Source organism: Spirosoma luteum DSM 19990, from assembly GCF_000374065.1.
In the GTDB taxonomy this organism is placed as follows: domain Bacteria; phylum Bacteroidota; class Bacteroidia; order Cytophagales; family Spirosomataceae; genus Spirosoma; species Spirosoma luteum.
Window position 1 is genome coordinate 23333 of record NZ_KB893313.1, and the last position, 22965, is coordinate 46297.

The 22965-nt window shown below is 51.9% G+C and carries 15 protein-coding genes and 1 pseudogene; 10 read left to right on the forward strand and 6 right to left on the reverse strand.

Going from position 1 to position 22965, the window contains the following annotated elements; genetic code table 11:
* The first annotated feature begins 102 nt into the window (after nucleotides 1-102).
* From B156_RS0128000 to B156_RS0128015, 4 genes are all read left to right on the forward strand, one after another.
* Complete coding sequence (locus B156_RS0128000; RefSeq protein WP_018623125.1) at nucleotides 103-705, forward strand: NifU family protein; 603 nt, start codon at nucleotides 103-105, stop codon at nucleotides 703-705.
* A 151-nt stretch (nucleotides 706-856) separates the two neighbouring features.
* A complete protein-coding gene (locus tag B156_RS0128005; protein WP_018623126.1) occupies nucleotides 857-1552 on the forward strand; it encodes a hypothetical protein in 696 nt (231 codons plus the stop codon).
* Complete coding sequence (locus tag B156_RS0128010; protein WP_026261114.1) at nucleotides 1506-3182, forward strand: S8 family peptidase; 1677 nt, start codon at nucleotides 1506-1508, stop codon at nucleotides 3180-3182. Before B156_RS0128005 ends, B156_RS0128010 begins: the two co-directional genes overlap by 47 nt.
* 85 nt (nucleotides 3183-3267) lie before the next feature.
* Nucleotides 3268-3975 (forward strand): DUF4412 domain-containing protein, encoded by a 708-nt coding sequence (locus B156_RS0128015; RefSeq protein WP_018623128.1) that lies wholly within the window; start codon nucleotides 3268-3270, stop codon nucleotides 3973-3975.
* A gap of 58 nt (nucleotides 3976-4033) precedes the next feature.
* Here the strand turns inward: B156_RS0128015 and B156_RS0128020 are convergent, their stop codons facing one another.
* Nucleotides 4034-5050 carry a GntR family transcriptional regulator gene (locus tag B156_RS0128020; RefSeq protein WP_018623129.1) on the reverse strand — a complete coding sequence of 339 codons (1017 nt, stop codon included), beginning with the start codon at nucleotides 5048-5050 and terminating at the stop codon, nucleotides 4034-4036.
* Between the two features lie 173 nt (nucleotides 5051-5223).
* Here B156_RS0128020 and B156_RS0128025 point away from each other — a divergent pair, with 173 nt between their 5' ends.
* The 5 genes from B156_RS0128025 (at nucleotide 5224) to B156_RS0128045 (ending at nucleotide 15280) form a co-directional block, all read left to right on the forward strand.
* Nucleotides 5224-7584, forward strand: a complete 2361-nt coding sequence (locus B156_RS0128025; RefSeq protein WP_018623130.1) for a DUF1549 domain-containing protein — start codon at nucleotides 5224-5226, stop codon at nucleotides 7582-7584.
* A 19-nt stretch (nucleotides 7585-7603) separates the two neighbouring features.
* The gene (locus B156_RS0128030; protein WP_018623131.1) at nucleotides 7604-9052 is read left to right on the forward strand and encodes a DUF1501 domain-containing protein; all 1449 of its coding nucleotides are present in this window, start codon (nucleotides 7604-7606) and stop codon (nucleotides 9050-9052) included.
* Nucleotides 9053-9141: 89 nt separating this feature from the next.
* Nucleotides 9142-11487, forward strand: coding sequence for a PSD1 and planctomycete cytochrome C domain-containing protein (locus tag B156_RS0128035; RefSeq protein ID WP_018623132.1), 2346 nt, complete (start codon nucleotides 9142-9144; stop codon nucleotides 11485-11487).
* A gap of 5 nt (nucleotides 11488-11492) precedes the next feature.
* On the forward strand, nucleotides 11493-12947 hold the full coding sequence (locus B156_RS0128040) for a DUF1501 domain-containing protein (protein WP_018623133.1): 1455 nt from the start codon (nucleotides 11493-11495) through the stop codon (nucleotides 12945-12947).
* Nucleotides 12948-13102: 155 nt separating this feature from the next.
* Nucleotides 13103-15280, forward strand: a complete 2178-nt coding sequence (locus B156_RS0128045) for a c-type cytochrome domain-containing protein (protein WP_018623134.1) — start codon at nucleotides 13103-13105, stop codon at nucleotides 15278-15280.
* Nucleotides 15281-15351: 71 nt separating this feature from the next.
* Here B156_RS0128045 and B156_RS0128050 read toward each other — a convergent pair whose 3' ends face one another.
* From B156_RS0128050 to B156_RS32360, 5 genes and pseudogenes are all read right to left on the reverse strand, one after another.
* Nucleotides 15352-16503: a chromate transporter gene (locus B156_RS0128050; RefSeq protein WP_018623135.1), complete on the reverse strand. Its 1152-nt coding sequence runs from the start codon at nucleotides 16501-16503 to the stop codon at nucleotides 15352-15354.
* Nucleotides 16504-16514: 11 nt separating this feature from the next.
* Nucleotides 16515-17543 (reverse strand): DUF1259 domain-containing protein, encoded by a 1029-nt coding sequence (locus B156_RS0128055; protein ID WP_018623136.1) that lies wholly within the window; start codon nucleotides 17541-17543, stop codon nucleotides 16515-16517.
* 46 nt (nucleotides 17544-17589) lie between these two features.
* Nucleotides 17590-18117, reverse strand: a complete 528-nt coding sequence (locus tag B156_RS0128060; protein ID WP_018623137.1) for a hypothetical protein — start codon at nucleotides 18115-18117, stop codon at nucleotides 17590-17592.
* A gap of 80 nt (nucleotides 18118-18197) precedes the next feature.
* Nucleotides 18198-18521, reverse strand: a complete 324-nt coding sequence (locus B156_RS32715) for a helix-turn-helix domain-containing protein (RefSeq protein ID WP_425423324.1) — start codon at nucleotides 18519-18521, stop codon at nucleotides 18198-18200.
* A 198-nt stretch (nucleotides 18522-18719) separates the two neighbouring features.
* A pseudogene (locus B156_RS32360) lies at nucleotides 18720-19063 on the reverse strand (chromate resistance protein ChrB domain-containing protein); the annotation flags it as partial.
* Nucleotides 19064-19729: 666 nt separating this feature from the next.
* On the opposite strand from B156_RS32360, the gene B156_RS0128070 reads away from it, so the two are divergent.
* Nucleotides 19730-22921, forward strand: a complete 3192-nt coding sequence (locus tag B156_RS0128070; protein WP_018623138.1) for a SusC/RagA family TonB-linked outer membrane protein — start codon at nucleotides 19730-19732, stop codon at nucleotides 22919-22921.
* Nucleotides 22922-22965 lie beyond the last annotated feature (44 nt).

Here is a 22965-nt window from a genome sequence, read left to right on the forward strand (position 1 = left end):
AAAAACCGCCTGGCCTAAGCCGGACGGTTTTTTTTTGAGCAAAAACTTAAAAAGTCTCCCGGTTGTTACTTATCAAACCATTGCTTAAAACAATTACGCGCTATGAATTCAACCCTCAATCGCCCGATTTCCATTTTCACGGAGGGAAGTCCCAATCCGAACTCCATGAAATTTGTGGTAAATTTTGAACTCGTACCAGCCGGACTCACGTTCGATTATGCTACGCCGGGCGATGCCCTCCTAGAAGGAAAAGCCTCGCCACTGGTGGTAGCGCTGTTTGGCTTCGACTTTGTGCAGCGGGTATTCATTTCGGGCAACTTCGTAACGGTTACCAAAGACGACGAAACCGACTGGGACGATGTCTTACTGGAAGTAAAACTATTTCTGAAAGATTATTTTGGTGAGCAAAAACCCGTTTTTGCCCAGCAGACTATGGATACCAATACCACAAAGCTGGATATGGACTCCGAGACGGTACAGAAAATAAAGGCGGTACTGGATCAATACATTAAACCCGCCGTAGAATCGGACGGGGGAGCTATCAGTTTTTATTCGTTTGATGAGTCCAGCGGTACGGTAAAAGTCTTGTTGCAGGGGTCATGCAGCGGTTGCCCCTCTTCTACCCTCACCCTCAAAGCGGGCATCGAGAATCTGTTGACGCGCCTGGTACCGGAAGTAAAACTAGTGGAAGCTGAAGGGGTATAGTCACTCCTTTTATACCATATTTTTCCTGCAAAACCGCCATTGGATAAACCCCAGTGGCGGTTTCGCATTTCGCCAGCCATGCTCAATACACACTCTATTTGGGTTTATCCAGTCAGCCGTTTATCTTAGAAAATCCATTTTCCGGTAGCGTATGCCTCCACTTTCCCGCCTGACACCGTTCGTTCTACAGGGTCTATTACTGCTTTCAGGCTGTCAGGTTCCGGGTATAGATTCCGAAGCGGATGATGGGTATTTTCCGCTCAAGACCGGCCACTACATCATTTACGCTGTTGAGGAGCAGCAATTCTCGCTGACTGCGCCCCCCGTTTCCCGAACGTATCAACTGAAGGAACGAATTGGTGATTCGTATACGGATGTGACCGGGCAAACGGCTTACCGGCTCTCCCGCTACCGACGAACCACGGTGAACCAACCCTGGCAGGCCGATTCGATATGGGCAGTTCGTCTGGTTAATAACGAAGCGATTCGTACTGAAAACGGCAGGGATTTTGTTCGGTTGACAGGACCGGTCGCCGATCAGTTGAACTGGGATAGTAACCGCTATAACCAGCTGGGCCGGGATGATTATACCATACGCAACGCGGGGCAACCGTACCGCGTACAGGATAAGGTATTCGATGAGACCGTTACCGTGTTGAACCAGTTGGATTCAACACTAATTTCAGTAAAAAAACGTATTGATGTGTATGCCCGGCAAGTAGGGCTAATTTATACAGAACGCGTAGCTATTCAGTTCTGTACGGCTACACCGGCTTGCAGCGGACGCAACCAGATTGATTATGGCACGAAGCAAGTCTATAGAATCCAAACGTATGGTGTTGAATAAAGCACTCCTGACACTCCTGCTATTGCTGCTGGGTCAGTTCAGCAGTTTTGGGCAGGCAACCCGCAAATACCTGGTTCTGTTGAAAGACAAAACGAACTCCCCTTTTAGCGTCAGTCAGCCCGACCGGTTCCTGTCGCAACGGTCTATCCTGCGTCGGCAGAAGCAGAACATTGCTCTGCTGGAACGTGACCTGCCCGTTAACCCGGCTTATGTCAGTCAGCTTCAGCAGGCTGGTGCTAAAATCTGGTTTACATCGCGCTGGCTCAATGGCGTGCTGATAGAGGCAACCGAAGCCACAATAGCCACAGTGCAAAAGCTACCCATCGTGAAAGGGCTTGAATTCGGACGTTCATTGGCCAATGCCCGGACTAGTGCCAAAAGCCAGTCCCCGTTAATGGAGCCACTAGCCAGTGCCCGCAAGTTTGGCGACGTGGCTCCCCTCAACTACGGAAACTCGCAAACCCAGGTCACGCAGCTTGGCGTCGACAAAATGCACCAGCAGGGTATTCATGGCGAAGGCATGCTCATTGGCGTGCTGGACGCCGGTTTTCTGAATGCCGACAGGGTGGGTTTTCTAAAACCTGTTTTCGATGAGAAACGCGTACTGGCCACCTACGATTTTGTCCGCAAGGAAACCAGCGTGTATGAAGACGATGCCCACGGGCTATCCTGCCTGTCGGCCATTGCCGCTACGGCTGATAATCAGCTGTATGGCACCGCCTACAAAGCCTCGTTTGTGCTGTTGCGCACCGAAGATGCCGGCAGCGAAAAGCAGATAGAGGAGGCAAACTGGCTTTTTGGTGCCGAATATGCCGATAGCGTGGGGGTTGATGTCATTAGTTCGTCCCTGGGCTACACACAGTTCGAAGATCCAGCAACCAGCTATACCTATCAGGATATGGACGGTAAAACGGCTCTTTCTTCACGGGCAGCTCAGATCGCGACCGAAACAGGGATGGTCGTGGTTGTGGCGGTTGGTAATGAGGGGAATGCCAACTGGCGTTACCTATCGGCCCCGTCTGATGCTGCGTCGGTGCTGGCCGTTGCTGCCGTTACACAGGCGGGCACGCGGGCTTCTTTCAGTTCGTTTGGCCCTTCGACCGATGGTCGGGTAAAGCCCGATCTGGCAGCCCGGGGTCAGGGCACCAGTATCGGTACTCCGGGTGGGCAGATTGTATTGGGCAATGGCACGTCGTTTGCCACGCCCCTGATGGCCGGGTTGGCGGCTGGTTTCTGGCAGGCGCACCCGACCCTGACAGCCACGCAGGTAACCGATGCTCTTCGTCGTTCGGGGAGTCAGTATGGTGCCCCAGACGATCAGTTGGGGTATGGAATCCCGAATTTTGAGCGGGCCTCCGTGCTGGCTGATGCCTACGGTTCATTGGTCGTATACCCCAACCCTTTCAGCGATGCCGACTTACTGGGTGTTCAGTGGGGGGAGATTGCCGTGAACACACCTCTCGATGCCACCCTGACCAATCTGGCGGGGCGGGTAATCTGGCAAAACCGGTACCTGTCGCCGGGACTGGCGGCTTTTGTGTTACCCCGGTTAAGCCTCTCAGCCGGCATGTACATTCTGACGCTCGTGTCGGGCGATAAGAAGCGGACATTGAAGGTGGTGAAGCAGTAGTTGATGGAATGCTGTTGTACGCTTACCTGGACAAAAGGCGATTTAACGGCTTACACGAGATTGACGTTTTAAGAAGCAAAAGAGGATGACAGCATTTATGCACTTCATGGTACGGATACTTTTAACTTGTACACTACTTATCGGATACGCAGGTGCTTCACAGGCTCAACCTGCCTTTGAGGAGGGTGTCTTACTTTACAAAGTTGATACGCTTGAGCGGCTTTCAGAAAACCCTACTCCCTTATCTATAGTCCAGATGAAGGTTTATAAAAAGGGGAATTTGGCCCGTCAGGAAATGATCATGGTAAACGCCAATAATCCTTCCGATACACTCCGGATGGTCCAAATAAGAAACGCCAACGGAATTTTCATCTGTATGGAAAATGAGAAAATGGCAATTCTGACCACTTATGAAGAGGAGAAAATGGACAAAGTGAACCGAGCCGCAAACGGCCATTTAGATACGTATAGAGTTGAGAAAACTGGTCAGGAAGTTTCACTAGCAGGTATAACCACCGAGCGAGTTTTTCTCAAAAATGCGGATAACACCAAATCATTTGAAGCGTTGGTCAGCGCAGACCTTGATTCACCAGTAACCTTGTTTTTCGAGCCACTGAGCCAACTAAAAGGCACGCCCCTTCAATTTTCGGAGCGGGAAGTGGATTGGGTCATCAGGTATACCGCAATCGCTGTTAAGCCTCAGCCAGTCGCTCCACAACTCTTTGATATAAATCCTGATTTTATGGTGATAACCATGAAGCAGATGTTAGAAATGGGCCATTCGAAGAACTAATCCACAATACAGTTATTCGTAGGATATGGCTAGATCCCTGCAGGGCTCCACTGAAGTATCAAAGCGATTTCCTGACAATCAGCCGAAACGGATTTTCGATGTGTTCGACGCTTTCAGTCAGTACCAGCCGGGCCGCCGTGCGACCCATCTGGGCAAAATCGGTCGACATCACCGTGATGCCTTCCAGTAGAAACTCCTTCAGGGGTGTTTCATTGTAGGACAATACGCCAACCTCCTGGCCCAACACGTAAGGGGTCTGCTTTATCTTCTTGATTAACTCAACCAAGTCTTCTTCCATCAGGTTGATATAGGCCTGCTCCGGTTCAATCGACTCCTCTTTTATATCCCGAATGACCCGGGTCTGAAAACCATGTTCGTAACAGAACTTATGATAGCCGTTCAGGATAGCATTGGGATGATAGGTATAAGACGGAAACAGCATACTCAACGTTTTGTATTTTCTCAGCAGCGGTAGGGCTTCAGTCAGTGCCTGGTACAAATCTTTCTCGAAGTTCTGAAACACGGCTGCGTAGTTCCCCGTGATACCTTCCAGAAACTTATCCAGAATGACTAGTTTGTGCTTGGGCAGGCTATTGATCAGCTCATCAGCTTTTTCGCCCCCTTCGAAAAAGTGGCCAATAATGACGTAATGCGTATGATTGCGGGTCTGGCGTTGAATCAGGTCCCGAAAAAGCCGGAAATCGTTGTTATAGATAAAAAAGTCGATGGCTACGGTTGGCCCCAGAATCTCGACGAATGAATCGTAGATAATTTTCTTGTGAACGCTTAACTTATTGAACAGCAGAAATATCTTCAGATTATGCCCCGTGGGCGTATAGTTAATATAGAAGCCTTTCCCCTTCACTGCCCCAATAATCTCTTTCTCTTTCAGTAGTTCGTAGGCCCGTTCTACTGTTCCTTTCGCCACGTCGAACTCAGCGCATACTTCGTGGATTGAGGGTAGTTTAGCACCCGGCAGAATGTCGCGATTCTCAATTCCTTCCACAATCGAGTTGTAAATCTGCTGGTATTTGGGCGTATTGGAGTAATCATTGATTTTAATGTTGTAAAGCATACGGCAGTCAAAAATTTTCGAATATTGTTTGAACAGGCTATTCGACAAAGGCACAGTAAAGTAGCCACCTACTTTTCGGACCGAAGATAAATGGTTGCCCGCCGACAGACAGGGCCAATACGCATGGTAGAATTACCAATTTTTCCTCTTATTACTACATTATATACGTGTAAATGACCATTCTAGTAGAATCATTTTGGCTTTGGCAGTTTCTGGGACGATTGCATCCGCTCATCGTTCACTTTCCCGTTGGCCTGCTCTGCATTGCTCTGTTGCTGGAAGGCATTAGCTGGTATCGACAATCAACAGAATTCAGATCGGGGATAACCGCCATGGTCTGGATTGGGACAATAAGCGCTATTCTGGCTGCGGCTCTCGGACTTATCCTTATCAACCAGGAAGACTATGCCGGCAAAGGCGTTACTATCCACCAATGGTCGGGACTAGCAACCATGACCCTGGCTATCCTAACGGTGTTGGCCCTTCGATCCGGGCGTATTTCTGCTTATCGGACATTGCTACTATTAACCGTCGTGGGTGTTAGTGTGGCCGGGCATTTCGGTGCCCTGCTGACGCACGGTGAAGACTACCTCTCCAGTGTATTGCCGTTTGGCAATTCCCCAACGTCACCGGGTACTGGCGATACAAAATTCGCGTTTGCCAGCGTTAGCACTGGTCAGCCCCTCTCGGCTAAACAGATTAGTGAACTCAATGTGGAGGTCCGTTCCATTCTGGCGCACAACTGCTACAGTTGCCACAGTGCGACCAAAACCAAAGGAGAATTACGGCTGGATAAAAAAGACCTGATCTTCAAAGGTGGTAAGCACGGTGCCATCCTGAAAGCCGGGCACCCGGAAGATAGTGAGATGATCCGCCGGATTATGCTACCCGCCGACGATAAAGAGTCCATGCCCACCAAAGGTAAACGCCTGACTGAAAAAGAAGTAGCCCTGCTGTCGTTCTGGATAAAACAGGGGGCTCCCTGGCCGAATGGGGCCGAAAAAAGCATTTACCGGGTGGCCGATTTAGCCCCCCGTCTACCGGTGTTGCCAGCCGCTACGGTCGATATTACCAACCCCATTGACCGATTGGTCAACGTGTATTTCCACAAAAACAAAATCGAGTGGAAAAGTGTGGTCGATGATCGGACGTATATGCGCCGAGTGTACCTGGACATAGTCGGGCTACTTCCTACGCCCGAGAAAATGCAGGTATTCGAGGCTGATACCCGACCCGACAAACGAGAGGCACTGGTGAAGGAACTACTTAACCGAAACGATGATTACGCCCAGCATTGGCTTACCTTCTGGAACGATGCTCTGCGGAACGACTACAGCGGCACGGGCTACATTACCGGTGGGCGCTACGATATTACGAAGTGGCTGTATGGGTCGTTGCAGAAGAACAAGCCCTACAACTGGTTCGTGCGTGAACTCATCAGCCCAACCAAAGAATCGGCCGGATTTATTAAAGGCATTAAATGGCGGGGCACCATCAACGCCAGTCAGCGGACGGAGATGCAGGCGGCCCAGAATGTGGCGCAGGTGCTGCTGGGTCTGAATCTGAAATGCGCGTCCTGCCACGATAGTTTTGTCAGCGACTGGAAACTGGCCGATGCCTACGCCTTCGCGAACGTTTTTGCCGATAGTACGCTGGAAATTAACCGGTGCGATAAACCAACGGGAAAGATGGCGGGCCGTGGTATTTTGTACAAAGAACTGGGTACGGTCAGCGTTGATGCGCCCACAGAACAACGCCTGCGTGAACTAGCCGATTTTCTGGTGCAGCCCAAAGATGGCCGATTGTACCGCACGCTGGTCAATCGAATCTGGGCGCAATTGATGGGCCGCGGTATTGTGGAACCGGTCGATGCAATGGATAACGAACCCTGGAGTCAGGATTTGCTGGACTGGCTGGCCTATGATTTTGTGCAGAATGGATACGACATCAAAAAGTTAATTTATACCATCACCACCTCCAAAACGTATCAGTTGCCTTCGGTTGGCATTAAAGACGAGGGGGTAATTATGGCCCCTTCCTACGTATTCAGCGGCATGGTGCGTCGGCGGCTGACGGCGGAACAGTTTGCCGATGCGGTTAGCGTGGCGTTCGTCCCTATCTATCAGGACACATCCATCGTGAAGATGCTCCCGAAAACGATTCAGAACGAAAAACGCTTTGCCCGGGCATCGCTGGTGAAGAACGACCCATTCCTGACGGCGTTAGGACGCCCTAATCGCGAAACAGTCAGCACCAGCCGCACCTCGCAGGCCAACCTGTTGCAGGCCCTGGAACTAACCAACGGCACCACGTTCAACGAAGCCCTGAAACGGGGGGCCGAACGCTGGAAAACGCAGTACCCAACGTCGGACTCGCTGGTAAAGGCATTGTATCGAAAATCCCTGGGACGCGATCCCATGCCAAAAGAGATACTGGTGGCCCGGAAGATTGTGGGCAGTCAACCCAGTGTAGAAGGCATCGAAGACCTGGTGTGGGCCATCGCGCTCCACCCGGAATTTCAACTGATTTATTGACCGTAACCAACGAAACGCTATGCTCAACAAATGGAATCGACGGGAGTTTCTTCAGAAAACAAGTGCCGCTACGCTGGCTGCTATGGCTGCCAGTGCACCGATACCGGCTCTACTGTCGGGTTGTTCCGGCGCTGGCAACGATAAAACGAAACTGGTGGGTCAGCGTGGAACGGCCGATACGGTCATCCTGATCTGGATGGCGGGGGGTATGGCCCATACCGAAACCTTCGATCCCAAACGCTTCACACCCTACGAAACGGGCATGGAAGGTAATCGAGTGCTGAGCACGTTCAAATCGGTGCCCACGGTACTGGATGGCATTCATTTCTCCGACGGGCTGCAATCCATCGGCAAAGTGATGGACCGGGGCACGCTCATCCGTTCGTATGTAGCCGCCGACATGGGTCATATTCTGCACTCGCGCCACCAGTACCACTGGCATACCTGTTACGAGCCACCCCAGACCGTAGCGGCCCCGCACATCGGTTCCTGGATTGCGAAGGAGTTGGGGCCGAAGAACCCGGTCATTCCCGCCTTTATCGATATTGGCCAGCGGTTTACCGTTGGGGAAGCCGAAGAGTTGAAAGCGTTCCATACTTCGGGTTTTCTGGGCAATGAGTTCGGGCCTTTTTTCATTCCCGACCCCAGTCAGGGACTGGAGAGCGTCCGGCCACCGGTGGGTATGGATGCCCGTCGGTTCGAGCGTCGGAATCAACTGTATAATGAACTGATCAGCAAGAGCCCGATGCGTGATTACGGGAGCGACTATCAGAAAGAATCCCTCCGCCGGTCGATGGAGCAGGCATATCGGTTGCTAAACTCCCCCGAAGCGAAAGCGTTCGATTTGAGCAAAGAGCCCAAAGACGTGTACGACCGCTACAATACCGGGAAATTTGGACTGGGTTGCCTGCTGGCCCGCCGACTCACCGAGCAGGGTGCCCGCTTCATCAGCGTTACCACCGAATACGAACCTTTCAAAGGCTGGGATACCCACGAAAATGGCCACACCCGGCTGGAAGAAATGAAGTGTCAGATTGACGGGCCCATTTCGCAACTAATTCTGGACCTGGAAAAAACCGGCCATCTGGACCGCACGCTCATCATCCTCGCCAGCGAGTTTAGCCGGGATATGATGGTGGAAGGCCGGCCCGATGCCAAAGTGCAGGAACAGGTTCAGCAACCCGATGTGTTGACGGACCCTAAGTTCTACGGCATGCACCGCCACTTCACGGATGGCTGCTCCCTGCTGATGTTTGGTGGAGGGATAAAAAAAGGGTTTGTATATGGGAAAACCGCCGACGAGCGCCCCTGCAAAACCATCGAGAATCCCGTTCGCATCGATGGCATTCACCAGACCATTTACCACGCGCTAGGTATCAATCCAGATACACAGTATGAAGTGGAACGGCGCCCCTTTTATACCACACCCGATGGAAAAGGAAAAGCAGTCATGGACTTGCTGATGTGAGAAACGTCATTTATCGTCATTCAAAAGTCATTCATCACTCCCGTACCCCAATGACTACTCAATGACAAGGATGACTTTACCTGCCCGATATGAAAAGACTACCGTATTTTCTGCTCGCCCTGACCCTTAGCGGGGCCTGGTTGATACAGGGGTGTTCCAGTCATTCGTCCAGCCTGGCCGATGAGGAAAAACTGCCGGATCAGGTTAGCTACAACTTCGATATTCGGCCTATTCTGTCCGATAAGTGCTCGGCCTGCCACGGCCCCGATGCCAACAAACGGGAAGCCGGTCTCCGGCTCGACCAGCCCGAAAGTGCCTTCAACGCGCTGAAAGAACACCCAACAGCCCATGCACTGGTAGCGGGAAAACCGGAGTTATCAGAAGTTTTTTTACGCATCTCGGCCACCGATACGTCAGTGATGATGCCGCCCCCCTCATCAAACCTGAAACTGTCATCCCGCGAGATAAAGCTGATTGAGAAGTGGATTAAACAGGGAGCTACCTACGAAAAACACTGGGCGTTTGTTGCCCCCAGGAAACCGACTCTGCCCACCGTCAGCCGGAAAGACTGGCCAAAGAATGACATTGATTACTTCATCCTCCAAAAGCAGGAGCAAAAAGGACTGGTCCCCAATGACGAAGCGGATAAAGAGCGGTTACTCAAACGATTGAGTCTTGACCTGACAGGTTTGCCCCCTACGCTGTCCATGATGGACCGGTTTCTGGCCGATAAGCGCCCCGATGCTTACGAAAAAGCCGTCGATGAATTGCTGAAAAATCCTGCTTACGGGGAGAAAATGGCTCTCCACTGGCTGGATGTGGCCCGGTACGCCGATTCACATGGCTATCAGGACGATGGCTACCGTACCCAATGGCCCTGGCGCGACTGGGTAATCCACGCCTTCAACAAAAATATGCGGTATAATGACTTTGTCACCTGGCAACTGGCGGGCGATTTACTGTCCAGTCCCAACGGTTTTGGTGGGCCGGGAACCCCTACAAAGGAGCAATTACTGGCAACGGGTTTTAACCGGAACCACAAAATAACCGAGGAAGGGGGCACAATACCGGAAGAATATCGAACGATGTACGTAACGGATCGCACGGATTTACTGGGCAAGGGACTCCTGGGTGTAACGATGGAATGCGCCCACTGCCACGACCATAAGTACGATCCATTTTCCCAAAAAGAGTATTACAAACTCTTCGCTTTTTTCAATAACGTGAAGGAAGTAGGCATCGAGTCGGTGATTGGCGGGCCGGACACCTACGCCAAAAAACCCCTGATGGAAATCTGCGACGAGGATATACAGGGTATCCTCTCCTTCGTGAATAAGCTGGACACCAACAAGTTGATCGTATCCGTAATGGGTGACCTGGATACAACCCGCAAAACATTTATCCTGAAACGGGGTGTGTACGATGCCCCCGGCGACGAAGTTCAACCCGGCACCCCGGCAGCTATTTTACCCTTCAACGAGCAGTATCCCAAAAATAGGCTGGGGCTGGCTAAGTGGATGTTCGACCGGAAAAACCCGCTCACGGCGCGGGTGTACGTCAATCAGGTGTGGCAGGAATTCTTCGGAAAAGGCATCGTCAAAACACCGAGCGATTTCGGGATGCAGGGTGAACTTCCCTCCCACCCCGAGCTGCTTGACTGGCTGGCGGTCGATTTTATGGAGCACGGCTGGGACGTAAAACGGCTGGTGAAGCAGTTGGTCACTTCGGCCACGTACCGGCAGTCGGCGGTGATTAGCCCGGTAAAACTACAGGCTGACCCGGATAATCTACTCCTGGCTCGTGGCCCGCGCTATCGTATTGAAGCGGAGTTTGTGCGGGACCTAGTCTTGAGCAGCAGCGGCCTACTGAACCCAACAATCGGCGGCCCCAGTGTAAAACCTTATCAGCCCGATGGCTTGTGGGAAGGGGCTACATCGGGCCGGGGTTTGTTGTCCATGTACGTCCAGGATCATGGCGGCAGCCTGTACCGGCGGGGCATGTATACTCTCATCAAACGAACGGTTCCTCCACCATCGCTGGCCATTTTCGATGCCAGCAACCGCGATATGTGCGAGATTCGACGGTTGAAAACCAACACCCCGCTACAGGCACTGGTCATGCTAAACGACCCAACCGTACTGGAGGCCTCGCGGGTGCTGGCCGCCCGGCTATTACAGGAACGGAGTGCCCCGGCAGACAAAATAAACCGGGCCTTCCGGCTGATTGTAAGTCGAAAACCAAACGAGAAAGAAACGGCTCTGCTGACGGCTTACTACAAAAAAGAGCTAAAAACGCTCACTAAATCCAGCGTTGAGAAATCACTGGCCGTTGGCGAGTACCCCATTCCTTCGCAGATTGACAGAACGAAACTCACGGCCCTGATGCGGGTAGTTACCACCATCTACAACCTGGAAGAAACCATTACCAAGTCCTGACGGCTATGGAAAAAGAAATTCTTGAACACGGACTGAATTTTAACCGGCGTCGGTTCCTGTCCCGGCTGAGTTTGGGCCTGGGCAGTGCGGCCCTGGGGTCGCTGCTGGTACCCGACCTGTTCCGGGGCAGTGGAGCAGACGAAGAAGGGTTTACACCCAGTATTCCGCACTTTGCGCCCAAAGCCAAGCGAGTCATCTACCTGTTCCAGAACGGGGCCCCCTCGCAGCAGGAATTATTTGATTACAAACCAAGGCTGCGGGAGCTGATGGGTCAGGAAATACCACCCTCCGTGCGGGGGGCGCAGCGACTAACGGGCATGACGGCCAACCAGAAAGAGTTTCCACTGGTCGGCTCCTTCGTTGATTTCAAGCAGTACGGCCAATCGCGGGCGTGGGTCAGTGACTTACTCCCCTACACAGCCAAGATTGTGGATGACCTCTGCATTGTGAAATCCATGTATACCGAAGCCATCAACCACGACCCGGCCCTTACATTTCTGCAAACGGGGTCGCAACAGGGTAACCGGCCCAGCATGGGTTCCTGGCTGAGTTACGGATTGGGTAATGAAAACAAAAACCTCCCTAATTTCACGGTGCTGCTATCGCGGGGTATTGGCAATGGGCAGGGGGTTTACTCTAAATTATGGTCGAACGGGTTTCTGGATTCTATCCACCAGGGCGTTCAGTTCAGCAAGGGCGAAGACCCCGTATTGTACCTGCGCGACCCGGAGGGCATGAACCGACAGGAACGCCGGGCCATGCTCGATAACCTGGCCCAGTTGAACGACCTGTCGTACCAGGAATTCGGCGACCCAGAAATAACGGCCAAAGTGAAGCAGTACGAGATGGCGTACCGGATGCAGACCGCCGTGCCCGACGTGATGGATTTATCGAAGGAGTCGGACGATATCATCAAACTCTACGGCCCCGATTGCCTGGTGCCCGGCACCTTCGCGGCCAACTGCCTGCTGGCCCGCAAGCTGTCTGAGAATGGCGTTCGGTTTGTGCAATTGTATCACCAGGGCTGGGATCAGCACGGTAATCTACCCTTCGAGATAGCCAAACAGGCGAAAGATGTGGATCAGGCATCGGCGGCCCTGGTAACCGACCTCAAACAACGCGGTTTGCTGGATGAAACGCTGGTAATTTGGGGGGGCGAATTTGGCCGTACCAGCTACACGCAGGGCAAGCTCACGAAAGATAACTACGGGCGCGACCACCATCCCCGGTGTTTTACCATCTGGATGGCTGGCGGGGGTATCAAACCCGGCATGGTATACGGCGAAACGGATGAAATGGGCTATAACATTGCCACCAACCCGGTCCACGTTCACGACTTTCAGGCAACCGTACTGCACCAGCTGGGGCTCAACCATGAAAAGCTTATTTTCAAACACATGGGCCGCCGGTACCGGCTGACGGATGTGTCGGGAAAAGTGATCAACGACATTATTGCCTGATCATCTGCGTAATGTCGAGTGGCTTTTGTCATCCCGACGCAGGAGGGATCTCAAGCGTTAGGATAATCGAGATCCCTCCTGCGTCGGGATGACAAAAGCCACTGGTATTCAGATAGTTAAGTTCTATTTTTTATCTTCATGCTTTATATTCCCCAATGCGTAACAAAGTAATTGGTTTGGCGGAGCGGGGTTTGTTTGCTTCGGCCGTATTTATCCTGTTTCTACTGCTGTTCGAGAGCAGACTGGAAATCCCGGTCTGGTTGCAACCCGTAGGGCGGATGCATCCGCTACTACTTCATTTCCCCCTGGTTATCCTGTTGCTGGCTGTTGGCATGGAAGCCTTCCGCTTCAATAAAGTGTACGCGACTAATGATTTTTATCAGGTCTTTTCATCTAATTTATTACTGGCCGGGGCTTTATCAGCTGCTATAACGGTCATTATGGGGCTGTTACTGGCTACCGAACCGGGCTATACCGGTTCGGTGGTGCAATGGCATAAGTGGGCAGGGGTCAGCGTTTTTTTGGTGGCCTGCTTTATCTACTGGTTTCGCACAAAGCCCTGGTACAACCGGGCCATCGCCCAAACGGGGGCGGCTTGTATGGGATTGATACTGATTGGCGCGGGGCACTACGGCTCGGTCATCACCCACGGAGCCGACTTCATTACGGAGCCAATTATCAAAACCCAGCGAGCCGCCCCGGTCGACTTTCAGCAGGCGATGGTTTTCAACGACGTAATCAAACCCATTTTTGAGCAGAAATGTACCACTTGCCATAACCCCGACAAACTGAAAGGTGAACTGAATCTGACGAATGCCGAGGCCATCCGTCAGGGAGGTAAATCCGGAAAGTTATTCGTGCCGGGGAAACCCGACGTCAGTTTATTGCTGCGACGGATTCACCTGTCCACTACCGAAAAGAAACACATGCCGCCGTCGGGGAGAGCCCAGCTTACCACCGCCGAAATCCGGCTTCTATCATTGTGGGTGAAGGGTAGTGCCGCGTTCGACAAGCGGGTGGCCGACCTACCCGTAACGGATTCATTACGCTTTATGGCAGCCGCTATGTTCAAACCAGCCGAAGCTGCTAAACCGGAGTTTACATTTGATGCGGCCGATGATGAAACGGTCAAAAAACTGAATACCGATTACCGAACCGTTGCGGCATTGGCCAGGGAGTCACCTGCCCTGGCCGTTAACCTGTACAACAAAGCAGCTTACTCGCCTAACCAACTGCGGGAACTAAGTCCCGTTAAAACGCAGGTCGTATCCCTTAACCTGACGAAGTTGCCCGTAAAAGATGCGGATTTAAGTCTGGTGGGTCAGTTTGAGAACATACAGAAACTGGACCTGAATTTCACCGATATTACCGGGAAAGGGCTAAAAGAACTGGTGCCGCTCAAACACCTCGAGAGCCTGACGCTGTCGGGGACAAAAGTAGCCTACACGGATGTGCGCGACCAGTTCAGGGCATTCAAAAATCTGAAAACCGTAACCCTGTGGGAAACACCCCTGACCGATACTGAAATCAGTCAGTTGAAAAAAGCAAATCCGAAAATCACCTTCATTGCCGGGTTCGATGGGGACAAGAGCGCGCCCATCAAACTCAACCCACCCCAGGTCAGGAACAGCTCCGTTATTTTCAGTCAGCAGCTACCGCTGAAAATAATCCACCCTATTCGGGGTGTTGAGCTTCGCTATACTACGGACGGCTCCGTACCGGATAGTATTCACTCGGCAATACTTACCAGTCAAAAGATGGTTGACCAATCCACATCGGTGAACGTAAAAGCGTATAAACCGGGCTGGTTCAGCAGTGATGTCGCCACGTTTACCTTTTACAAAAGTGCTTACAAACCGGATAGTGTACGCTTGTTGTTGCCGCTCAATCCAGTCCATCAGGCGGCTGGTGCCCATACCTTTTTTGACAGGAAACTAGGCACCTTCAATGCCAACAGCCCCGCCTGGGCCAACAACTGGGCCGGTTTCAGGAAAAACGACATGGTGCTGGTGTCCCTGTTCGATAAGCCGGTCAGTCTTTCATCCGTTGCCCTACGGGTGATGATAGAAGAAGAAACGAGTATTTTCCCACCGGGCACCATTGAAATTTGGGGGGGTGAAAATGAGGGTAACCTCCGTAAACTAACGACGCTCACGCCCGATATGCCCGTCAAAAAAAGTCCGCACGAACTCAAGGCCCTGGTGACCAGTTTTTCCCCTCAATCCGTTTCCTGCCTGAAAATTATTGCCCGGCCCCTGAAAGAAATCCCGGCCTGGCATCCAAATAAAGGCAAGCAGGCCCTGCTGCTGGTAGACGAAGTGTTTATTAACTAACCGGTTGGTCTCCTGTCGAGCCTTTACGGTATTCGTTCAGTAAATGGACAACGAGTTACCCAAAGTAACGTTCATCCAACATACCGAAGAAGCAGGCCGATAACGGCGGCTCCACCAATAACGCTCAGTTCGGGCAACTTCTTGAATCGGTACAGCAGGCCGATTGTTAGTAGCGCAATCAACACGGCAGGAACATCTACTAACTGGCGACGGGCCAACACAACTACCGCTCCCGCAATGGCACCAACAGCGGCCACGGTTATCCCATCCACAAACGCCTTCACACCCAGATGCTTCCCCCATCGTTTAAAGTAAGGTGCCGGTAGCACGGTGAACAAATAACAGGGTAAAAACGTAGCTAAAGCCGCTACGCAGGCGCCGGGAAAACCCGCTACCAGATAGCCAATAAATGCCACAGAAATGACGACCGGTCCGGGCGTAATCATCGCCACAGCAACAGCATCCAAAAACTGTTCTTCGGTCAGCCAGCCGTATTCCTTAACCACCCCTCCGTACAAAAACGGTACGATGGCAAGGCCACTGCCGAAGACGAACGCCCCCGCTTTGGTAAAGAAAACAGCCAGCTTCCATAAGACCGAGTCCGTTGGTTGGGCCAGCACCTGCAACAGCACCGGTGCCAGGCTGTGGCCCGTTCCTGGACGGAGTGCTTCGGGCGGAGCTTTTACCAGCCAGAAAATAACCCCCGACAACAGCACCAGCCAAAGCAATTCAGACTCCATAATGGCCGTACTTAGCGCAGATACGATAAATAAAACCCAACCTAAACCATCTTTTCCTACCGTCCTGGCAGTTAGCCTGTAGGTACCGATGGCGACAATACCAATGACAGCAGCACCAATACCGTAGAAAATAGCCTGCATCCAGGGTAATCCGCCGAAACGTACATACGCCCAGCCCAGCCCGATTACCATCAGGAAGGAAGGCAGAACAAAGGCGCCCCCTGCCAGGGTTGCGCCAATTATCCCGTAGTGAACGTAGCCGAGGTAAATGGCCAGTTGAGCCGCCAGTGGCCCGGGGGCTAATTGAGCCAGGGCCAACCCTTCCCGGTAGTCCTCTTCGCCAATCCACTGGCGATGCGTCACTAAGTCACGATGCATGGCGCTGACTAAGGCGGGCGGCCCACCGAAGCCAAAGGCGCCTAAGTGCAGAAAGTACCGTACCAGATCCGTTCTGGTGTAAGGGGACAGCGTCGGAGTGATCATGGCCAGGGTACTCAGTGTTTCATGGCACCAGTTTTCCCCTTTCCCAACTGATCCAGCGCTGCCCGGAATCCCTTCGCCAACTCTGTAGCCGGTCCCCGGCCGTAGTAGTGCAGAAAAACGGTGCGGGGCTGATCCCCCAGCATGTGGTGATGTAGTGCAACAACTTCCAGGTTGTTTTTCCGCAAGGCTTTTACCACGTCGTTTACTTCGCCCTCCAGCATGGCTATGTCGCCCGCAATGTGAGCGGCATCCTGCTTACCGGCAAACGACGCCCACGAGTTCAAGCCGATGGCGGCTGTCATTTCCGCACCCATGGCCACAATCTGCACATCGTCACGACCAACCGTGTACTTATACGTAGGCCCATTGACTACGCCTTTGTATTTAGTGATTTCATCCAGTACAGGCAGGTCGAAAAATTCTTTACCCGTTTGCGGACTGGGCGAAGGAGCAGAGGTGTTGCCGCTCTGTGCGGCTGGATTAGCGGTGGCCCCACCGCCCGGCTGGTTTGCCGGAAAGAGTTTCGTGTTGCGGATGGCGTTGGCGTACTTATTGGCCAGCTCAGCTACGTCGCCCATGCCATGCAGGTGCATGTAAAAAATGCGCGGTTGTTCGTAGAAGAAATGATTATGAATTGCACCTACTTCCAGGCCGGCCGCGTGCGTCGCGTCGATGAGCGGATTGACCTCGGCTTCGAGCAACACCGTATCGCTCATCATCACGGTTTTTTTGCCATCCAGCGTTTTCTTGAAGGCTACCCATCCCCCAAAACCGAATGGAATTGGCACCGGTTCGTCCTTTAGGCTGACCTTCAGGTCATTGCGGGGTAAGGAAACTGAGTATGTAGCCTGCGCTTCGTTGTAGGTACCTTTTTTACCCAGGGCTGCACTAATGGCCTCCTGTTCGGCCGTAGTCAGAGCGGGCGTTATGCCAGCCGGCTTCGGTAGGGCAGCCGTAAGCGAAGTGGTATTGTCGGATACACCACAAACAGGAATGGCACTCGCGGCAACGGCGGACTGTAAGAAATATCTGCGTTTCATAGCTCTGTAAAAAACTGTTTACCTATTAATTTGAGAAAATGAAGCATTAAAAAACCAGGCCCGCCTGCAAGCCAAGGGTGGCCGAAACAGGATGGTTATTGCCGACACGAATTGGAAGTGGAAAGGCCACAAAGTAACTGACTACCTGCCCATGCCGGACAATTTTGTTGATGACCGGGGTAATCCCATACCGACCAGATGTTTCAAACGCCAGCCGCCCGGCAAATGTTATATCATGACCCAGGTTAACCAGTATACCTGGATGAAACAGCACATTGGCTACCCGGCTGCTCCCGTTTTCAGCCCGGATGAGGGGAACTACCTCCATCGAAAAACCGACCCCTCTGGTTTTCCATAGATTCAATCCAATCGGAAAGCCCACCATGTAATAGTCCCTAAAGTTGGTTTCGCTCCCGTTCTCACTGACCGAAACGAGAGGGTGCAGTATGCCCAGGTAGCCTACCATCCGGGGATAGGTAAGCTGAGTTGGTGGAGGAGCCTGCGGCTGGGCCAGTACACTAGTGCTACTGGCCAGCACCAGCAAAAAGACAGTCAGGGCAAAAGAGGTTCTCATGGGATAACGCAATGTCTGGTAAAGACGGCTTGTTTTTACGGCAAGGATACACCCGATGATGACCGGAAAATAGAACGGATTTAACCTTTTGTATCAACTTTACTTTTTCGCTCCTGTTTTCGGTACTCCGATGGGTTTTGCCCCATTTGTTTTTTGAAAATGCGGGTGAAGTGGCTCTGGTCGGAGAAGCCCGTCAGGTAGGCAATTTCAGTGAGTGTATAGGTCGTTGTCTCCAGCAGATGCACGGCTTTGTCGATTCGGAGCTTGCGGATGTAGTCGCCAAACGAAAGGTCATCGAAGTAGCGGGCAAAGGTGCGGGATACATAGGCCGGGTTAACGTCCAGACTCTGGGACAAGTCGGTCAGACTGAGGGCTAGATTGGTATCGATCTGATCCTGAATCATCTCCTTCAGCTCACCAACCCAGGAAGGCGGTTTCCGTACACCTGACCGTTTGCCAGCCTGGAGGTACGTATGAAGGACTTCCAACAGCAGCCGCTCAGTAGGGCTTTGGGTATGTTTGACCGCTTGCAGATGCGTTGCCCAACTGTACAGGGCATCATAAAGAATCAGGCCCTGAGCCAGTAATTGCCCATCGTCCTGAATGTTGTGGGCCAGTCCAGCCGAAATAGCCCATAAGCCCGCTGATTGGGCAGCCAACCCATGATCGTCCGTATCAGCCCCCGAATAATTGGGGCAAGTACGTGCAGTGCCGGATCGGTAAGCTTATGCTTCTGCAAAAAATAATCGAACGTGCAGCGGTCTTCATAGTGCGTATAGTCAACACCAGGCAGGTCGAAAGGGATGGCCCCCAACGCTTGTGCCTGCTGGAGAACCTGGCTTTCCGGTACAAAATGAATTATCGCCGTCGGGTCGATGAAACGAAGAATGAGCCAGGGACAGGCCAATCGGTCAATCTTCGGGCGTTCCCGGGTTATCCAATGCATAAGTTTTAGTTTAGTAGTATCCCTACACTTGTCTGGCTCTCTGGAGAGGCAAAACAAATACACCGACTTTTGTACTGCCGTGGCTATTTACACGACTGAGCGTCAATGCGTCCTTGGTTTTATAGCCACGCCCGCCTGATAGAGTATGTTGTAGTGCCTTCGACAACTGCCCATTTAGCAATGATTCATACCCTGAAAAGTTGACCCAGACCGGATTTATGTAGTTTCTTCATCGCTAGAGCAAGATACGGTACATTTATAAGGTGATACATTTTCGGTACAGCTTTTTGGTGGCCAGCTTCCCCTCAACCCGTTGCCTGCCTGAAAATAATTGTTCGGCTTCTGAGGGAAATTCCGGCCTGGCATCCAAATAAAGGGAAGCAGGCTCTGCTACTGGTAGACGAAGTGTTTATTAACTGACGCGGATTACCTGCCTACCTGACATACTCCTATATTCCTCAGCCAGAATTCCCATCAAACGGGGTTCTGGCCGTTTCATTTCTACCCCGATCACCATTAGACGGCTCATTAAAAATTAAAGTAAATTATAGTAAAAATTACAAAATTGGGTAAGTATGGGAAAGTACTAACCAGCCTTCTGGTAATATTTGACGATTAATTTGGCGTAAAGGGCAGTAATTCTAAAAAATCTAAATCCTTAAATCCATGAACAGACTCTATCATCTAGCGGCACTAGGTTTACTGGCGGGAAGTATCCCCAGTTTTGCCCAGGAGGCCAGGCCCATTCTCCAGAAGTATACGCCTGTTACCAGTGGGCAATTACTGGCGCTCAACATACCACGGCCAACGCTGCTTCCTACCAGCGATGCACCCGTGGATGTAACTATATCGGGAAAGGTAACCGATGAAAAGGGAGAGGGCTTACCGGGCGTAAGTGTCGTAGTAAAAGGTACAACGCAGGGAACCACCACTGATGGCACAGGGAGTTTTAAAATAAATGCCCCTACTGCCAATGCAACATTGGTATTCAGTTTTGTAGGCTATGAAAAAAAGGAAGTACCCATTGGTGGCAAATCAACGCTGACCGTTACCCTGGCTCCCGGCGACCAGACGCTGAACGAAGTGGTCGTCGTTGGATACGGTAGTCAGCTGAAGAAAGAAATAACGGGTGCCGTGCAGACGGTAAGCGCGCAGGAAATTAAAGACTTGCCCGTTTCGCAAATCGGCCAGAAACTCCAGGGCCGGCTGGCGGGTGTTCAGATCAACCAGACAACGGGTAAGCCTGGCCAGGGGATCAATATTCGTATCCGGGGTCAGGTTTCGGTATCGGCGGGCAGCGACCCACTGTACGTGATTGATGGCTTCCCGATCACGGGAAGTATTGGGCAGCTCAACCCTGACGAGATTGACGACATCTCGATTCTGAAAGATGCCGCGTCTACCTCTTTGTACGGTTCGCGGGCGGCTAACGGGGTGGTACTGATTACGACAAAAAAAGGGAAACCGGGTCAGACCAACGTGAGCTTCAACACCTACGCGGGTATACAGAAGGTACCCGTCAGGGGCCGGGTAAAAATGCTCAATGCCGTTGAGTTTGCCCAGTATAAAAAAGAGTACTACGAAGATCAGGGGCAGGCTGTTCCGGACATTTTCCAGAACCCGGCTCAGTACGAGGGGAAAGACAATGACTGGTATAATGCGCTGCTCCGGGAAGCCCCCGTACAAAGCTACAACCTGAACATTTCCTCCAATACTGCCAAATCCAACACTTCGCTGGTGGCTGGCTATTTCAACCAGCAGGGAGTGGTGCTCAATAACGTTTACAAGCGGTATTCGCTGCGGATGAATACCAATTTCAACGTATCCGACAAAGTGGCCGTAGGCTTTAACCTGGCCCCATCCTATGTGTTCGATAACACCCCCCGCACGGATGGTGACCGGGGCACGGGTATTTTGTTCAACGCCCTGCACACCTGGCCCGTATACCCAATTTACGATAACAACGGGGAGCTAACCAAAGTCAATCAGCTTCCGGGCAACACCGGCAATATTTTCGCTTACCCAAACTGGGTGCGGGCCGCGAATGAATTGACCAACGAAACCAAAAATACAAACCTACTATCGAACGCCTACATCCAGTATAAGCCCATCAGCGGGCTCACACTCCGGTCGTCGATCAATGTAGAGTACCTGAATTCGAAGTTCTTCTTCTTCAACCCCTCCACGGCCACGAACTTTATCAACGTGCCTATTCCAACCACCGCCGTTTCTATCCGGCAGGCGACCGAGAATATATCCTGGCTGAACGAAAACCTGGCTACGTACAACCGGAGTTTCGGTGATCACAATTTCGAGTTACTGGCCGGTTTTACTAACCAGCACTTCCGCCAGGATTTCAGCCGGATTGAAGCCAATACCTACGCCGATGACCGTCTTCCAACCATCCAGGGTGCCCTCAACGTTAACCGGGGTGGCACGTTAAATGGAGTGAACGAATGGGCACTTACGTCGTATCTGTCTCGTCTGACTTACAATTACAAAGGTAAATATTTGTTCACAGCCGCTATACGGAGCGATGGGTCGTCCCGTTTCGGAGCAAATAACCAGTATGGCACGTTCCCCTCCGCTTCTGTTGGCTGGGTGGTATCGGACGAAGATTTCCTCAAGCCCATTCAGCAGATATCATTTGCCAAACTCCGGGCCAGCTATGGTGTAATTGGGAACAATAACATTGGTAACTACACCCAGTATGCGCTGGTTAATAATACGACCAATGCTGTTTTTGGTAACAACGTAGCCACGGGTGCTGTAGTAACGTCGTTGTCGAACCCCAATCTGGGTTGGGAAACAACCAAGCAGTTCGACGCCGGGATTGATCTGGGGCTGTTCAACGACCGCATTCAGTTCATCTACGATTTTTATACCAAACGCACAACGAACCTGCTGTACAATGTACAGATTCCCCAGGAGGCCGGGTTTGGTTTCTACACCGATAACATCGGTGAGATCAAGTTCTGGGGTCATGAGTTTTCGCTGACCAGCCGAAATACCACGGGCCGACTGAAGTGGACTACCAACGCCAATATTTCGTTCAACCGCAACTTAGTTCTCTCACTGGCACCGGGTATCGACCGGGTATACGGCACGTTCCACATCACCCAGGTAGGGCAGCCTTTTGGTCAGTTCTACGGCATGGTGAAGCAGGGCTATTACCAAAACGCCGAAGAACTTAAAAACTCGCCCGTCATTCCGGGCCGGTCGGCCGTAGGAACCATCAAATTCAAGGATGTCAATGGCGATGGGGTTATTACCTACGGCGGTGACCAGGACGACCGGGCTATCATTGGCAGCCCATTTCCCAAATTCACGTATGGTCTGGTCAACACATTCCAGTACGGCAAATTCGATTTGTCTGTTACCGGTTCTGGCTCGAACGGTAATCAGCTCTGGATACGGCACCTGTACAGCACCGCCAACCTGGACGGCGTATTTAACCTGGTAGCAGGCGTTAAAGACCGCTTCCGGGTAAACAAAGATGGTGCGGTGATTACCCCGGGGGCTGGCCAGTTCGGTGTCTCCAACGGAGGTGGTAACTTCACGGGTGTTGAGCGTGACTGGAACAGTTCGCAGTTTCTGGCCGACGCGTCCTACTTTACGATCAAGAATATCACGCTGGGCTATAACATCGGGGCCTTCGATAAATACTTCAAGTCTGCCCGGTTATACGCTTCTATCCAACAGGTGTACGTATTCACGAAGTATCGGGGTGGGCCTAACCCGGAAACCAGTGCTCAGGGCGACGGTAACGGCGATGGTGGTAACTTGAGTCAGGGCGTCGACCTGTCTAACTACCCCGTTCCCCGTACCTACACGTTAGGCATCAACCTGAATTTCTAAGCCATACAGGCTTATCAACCTTATTTTCAACATTCTTATCCAAT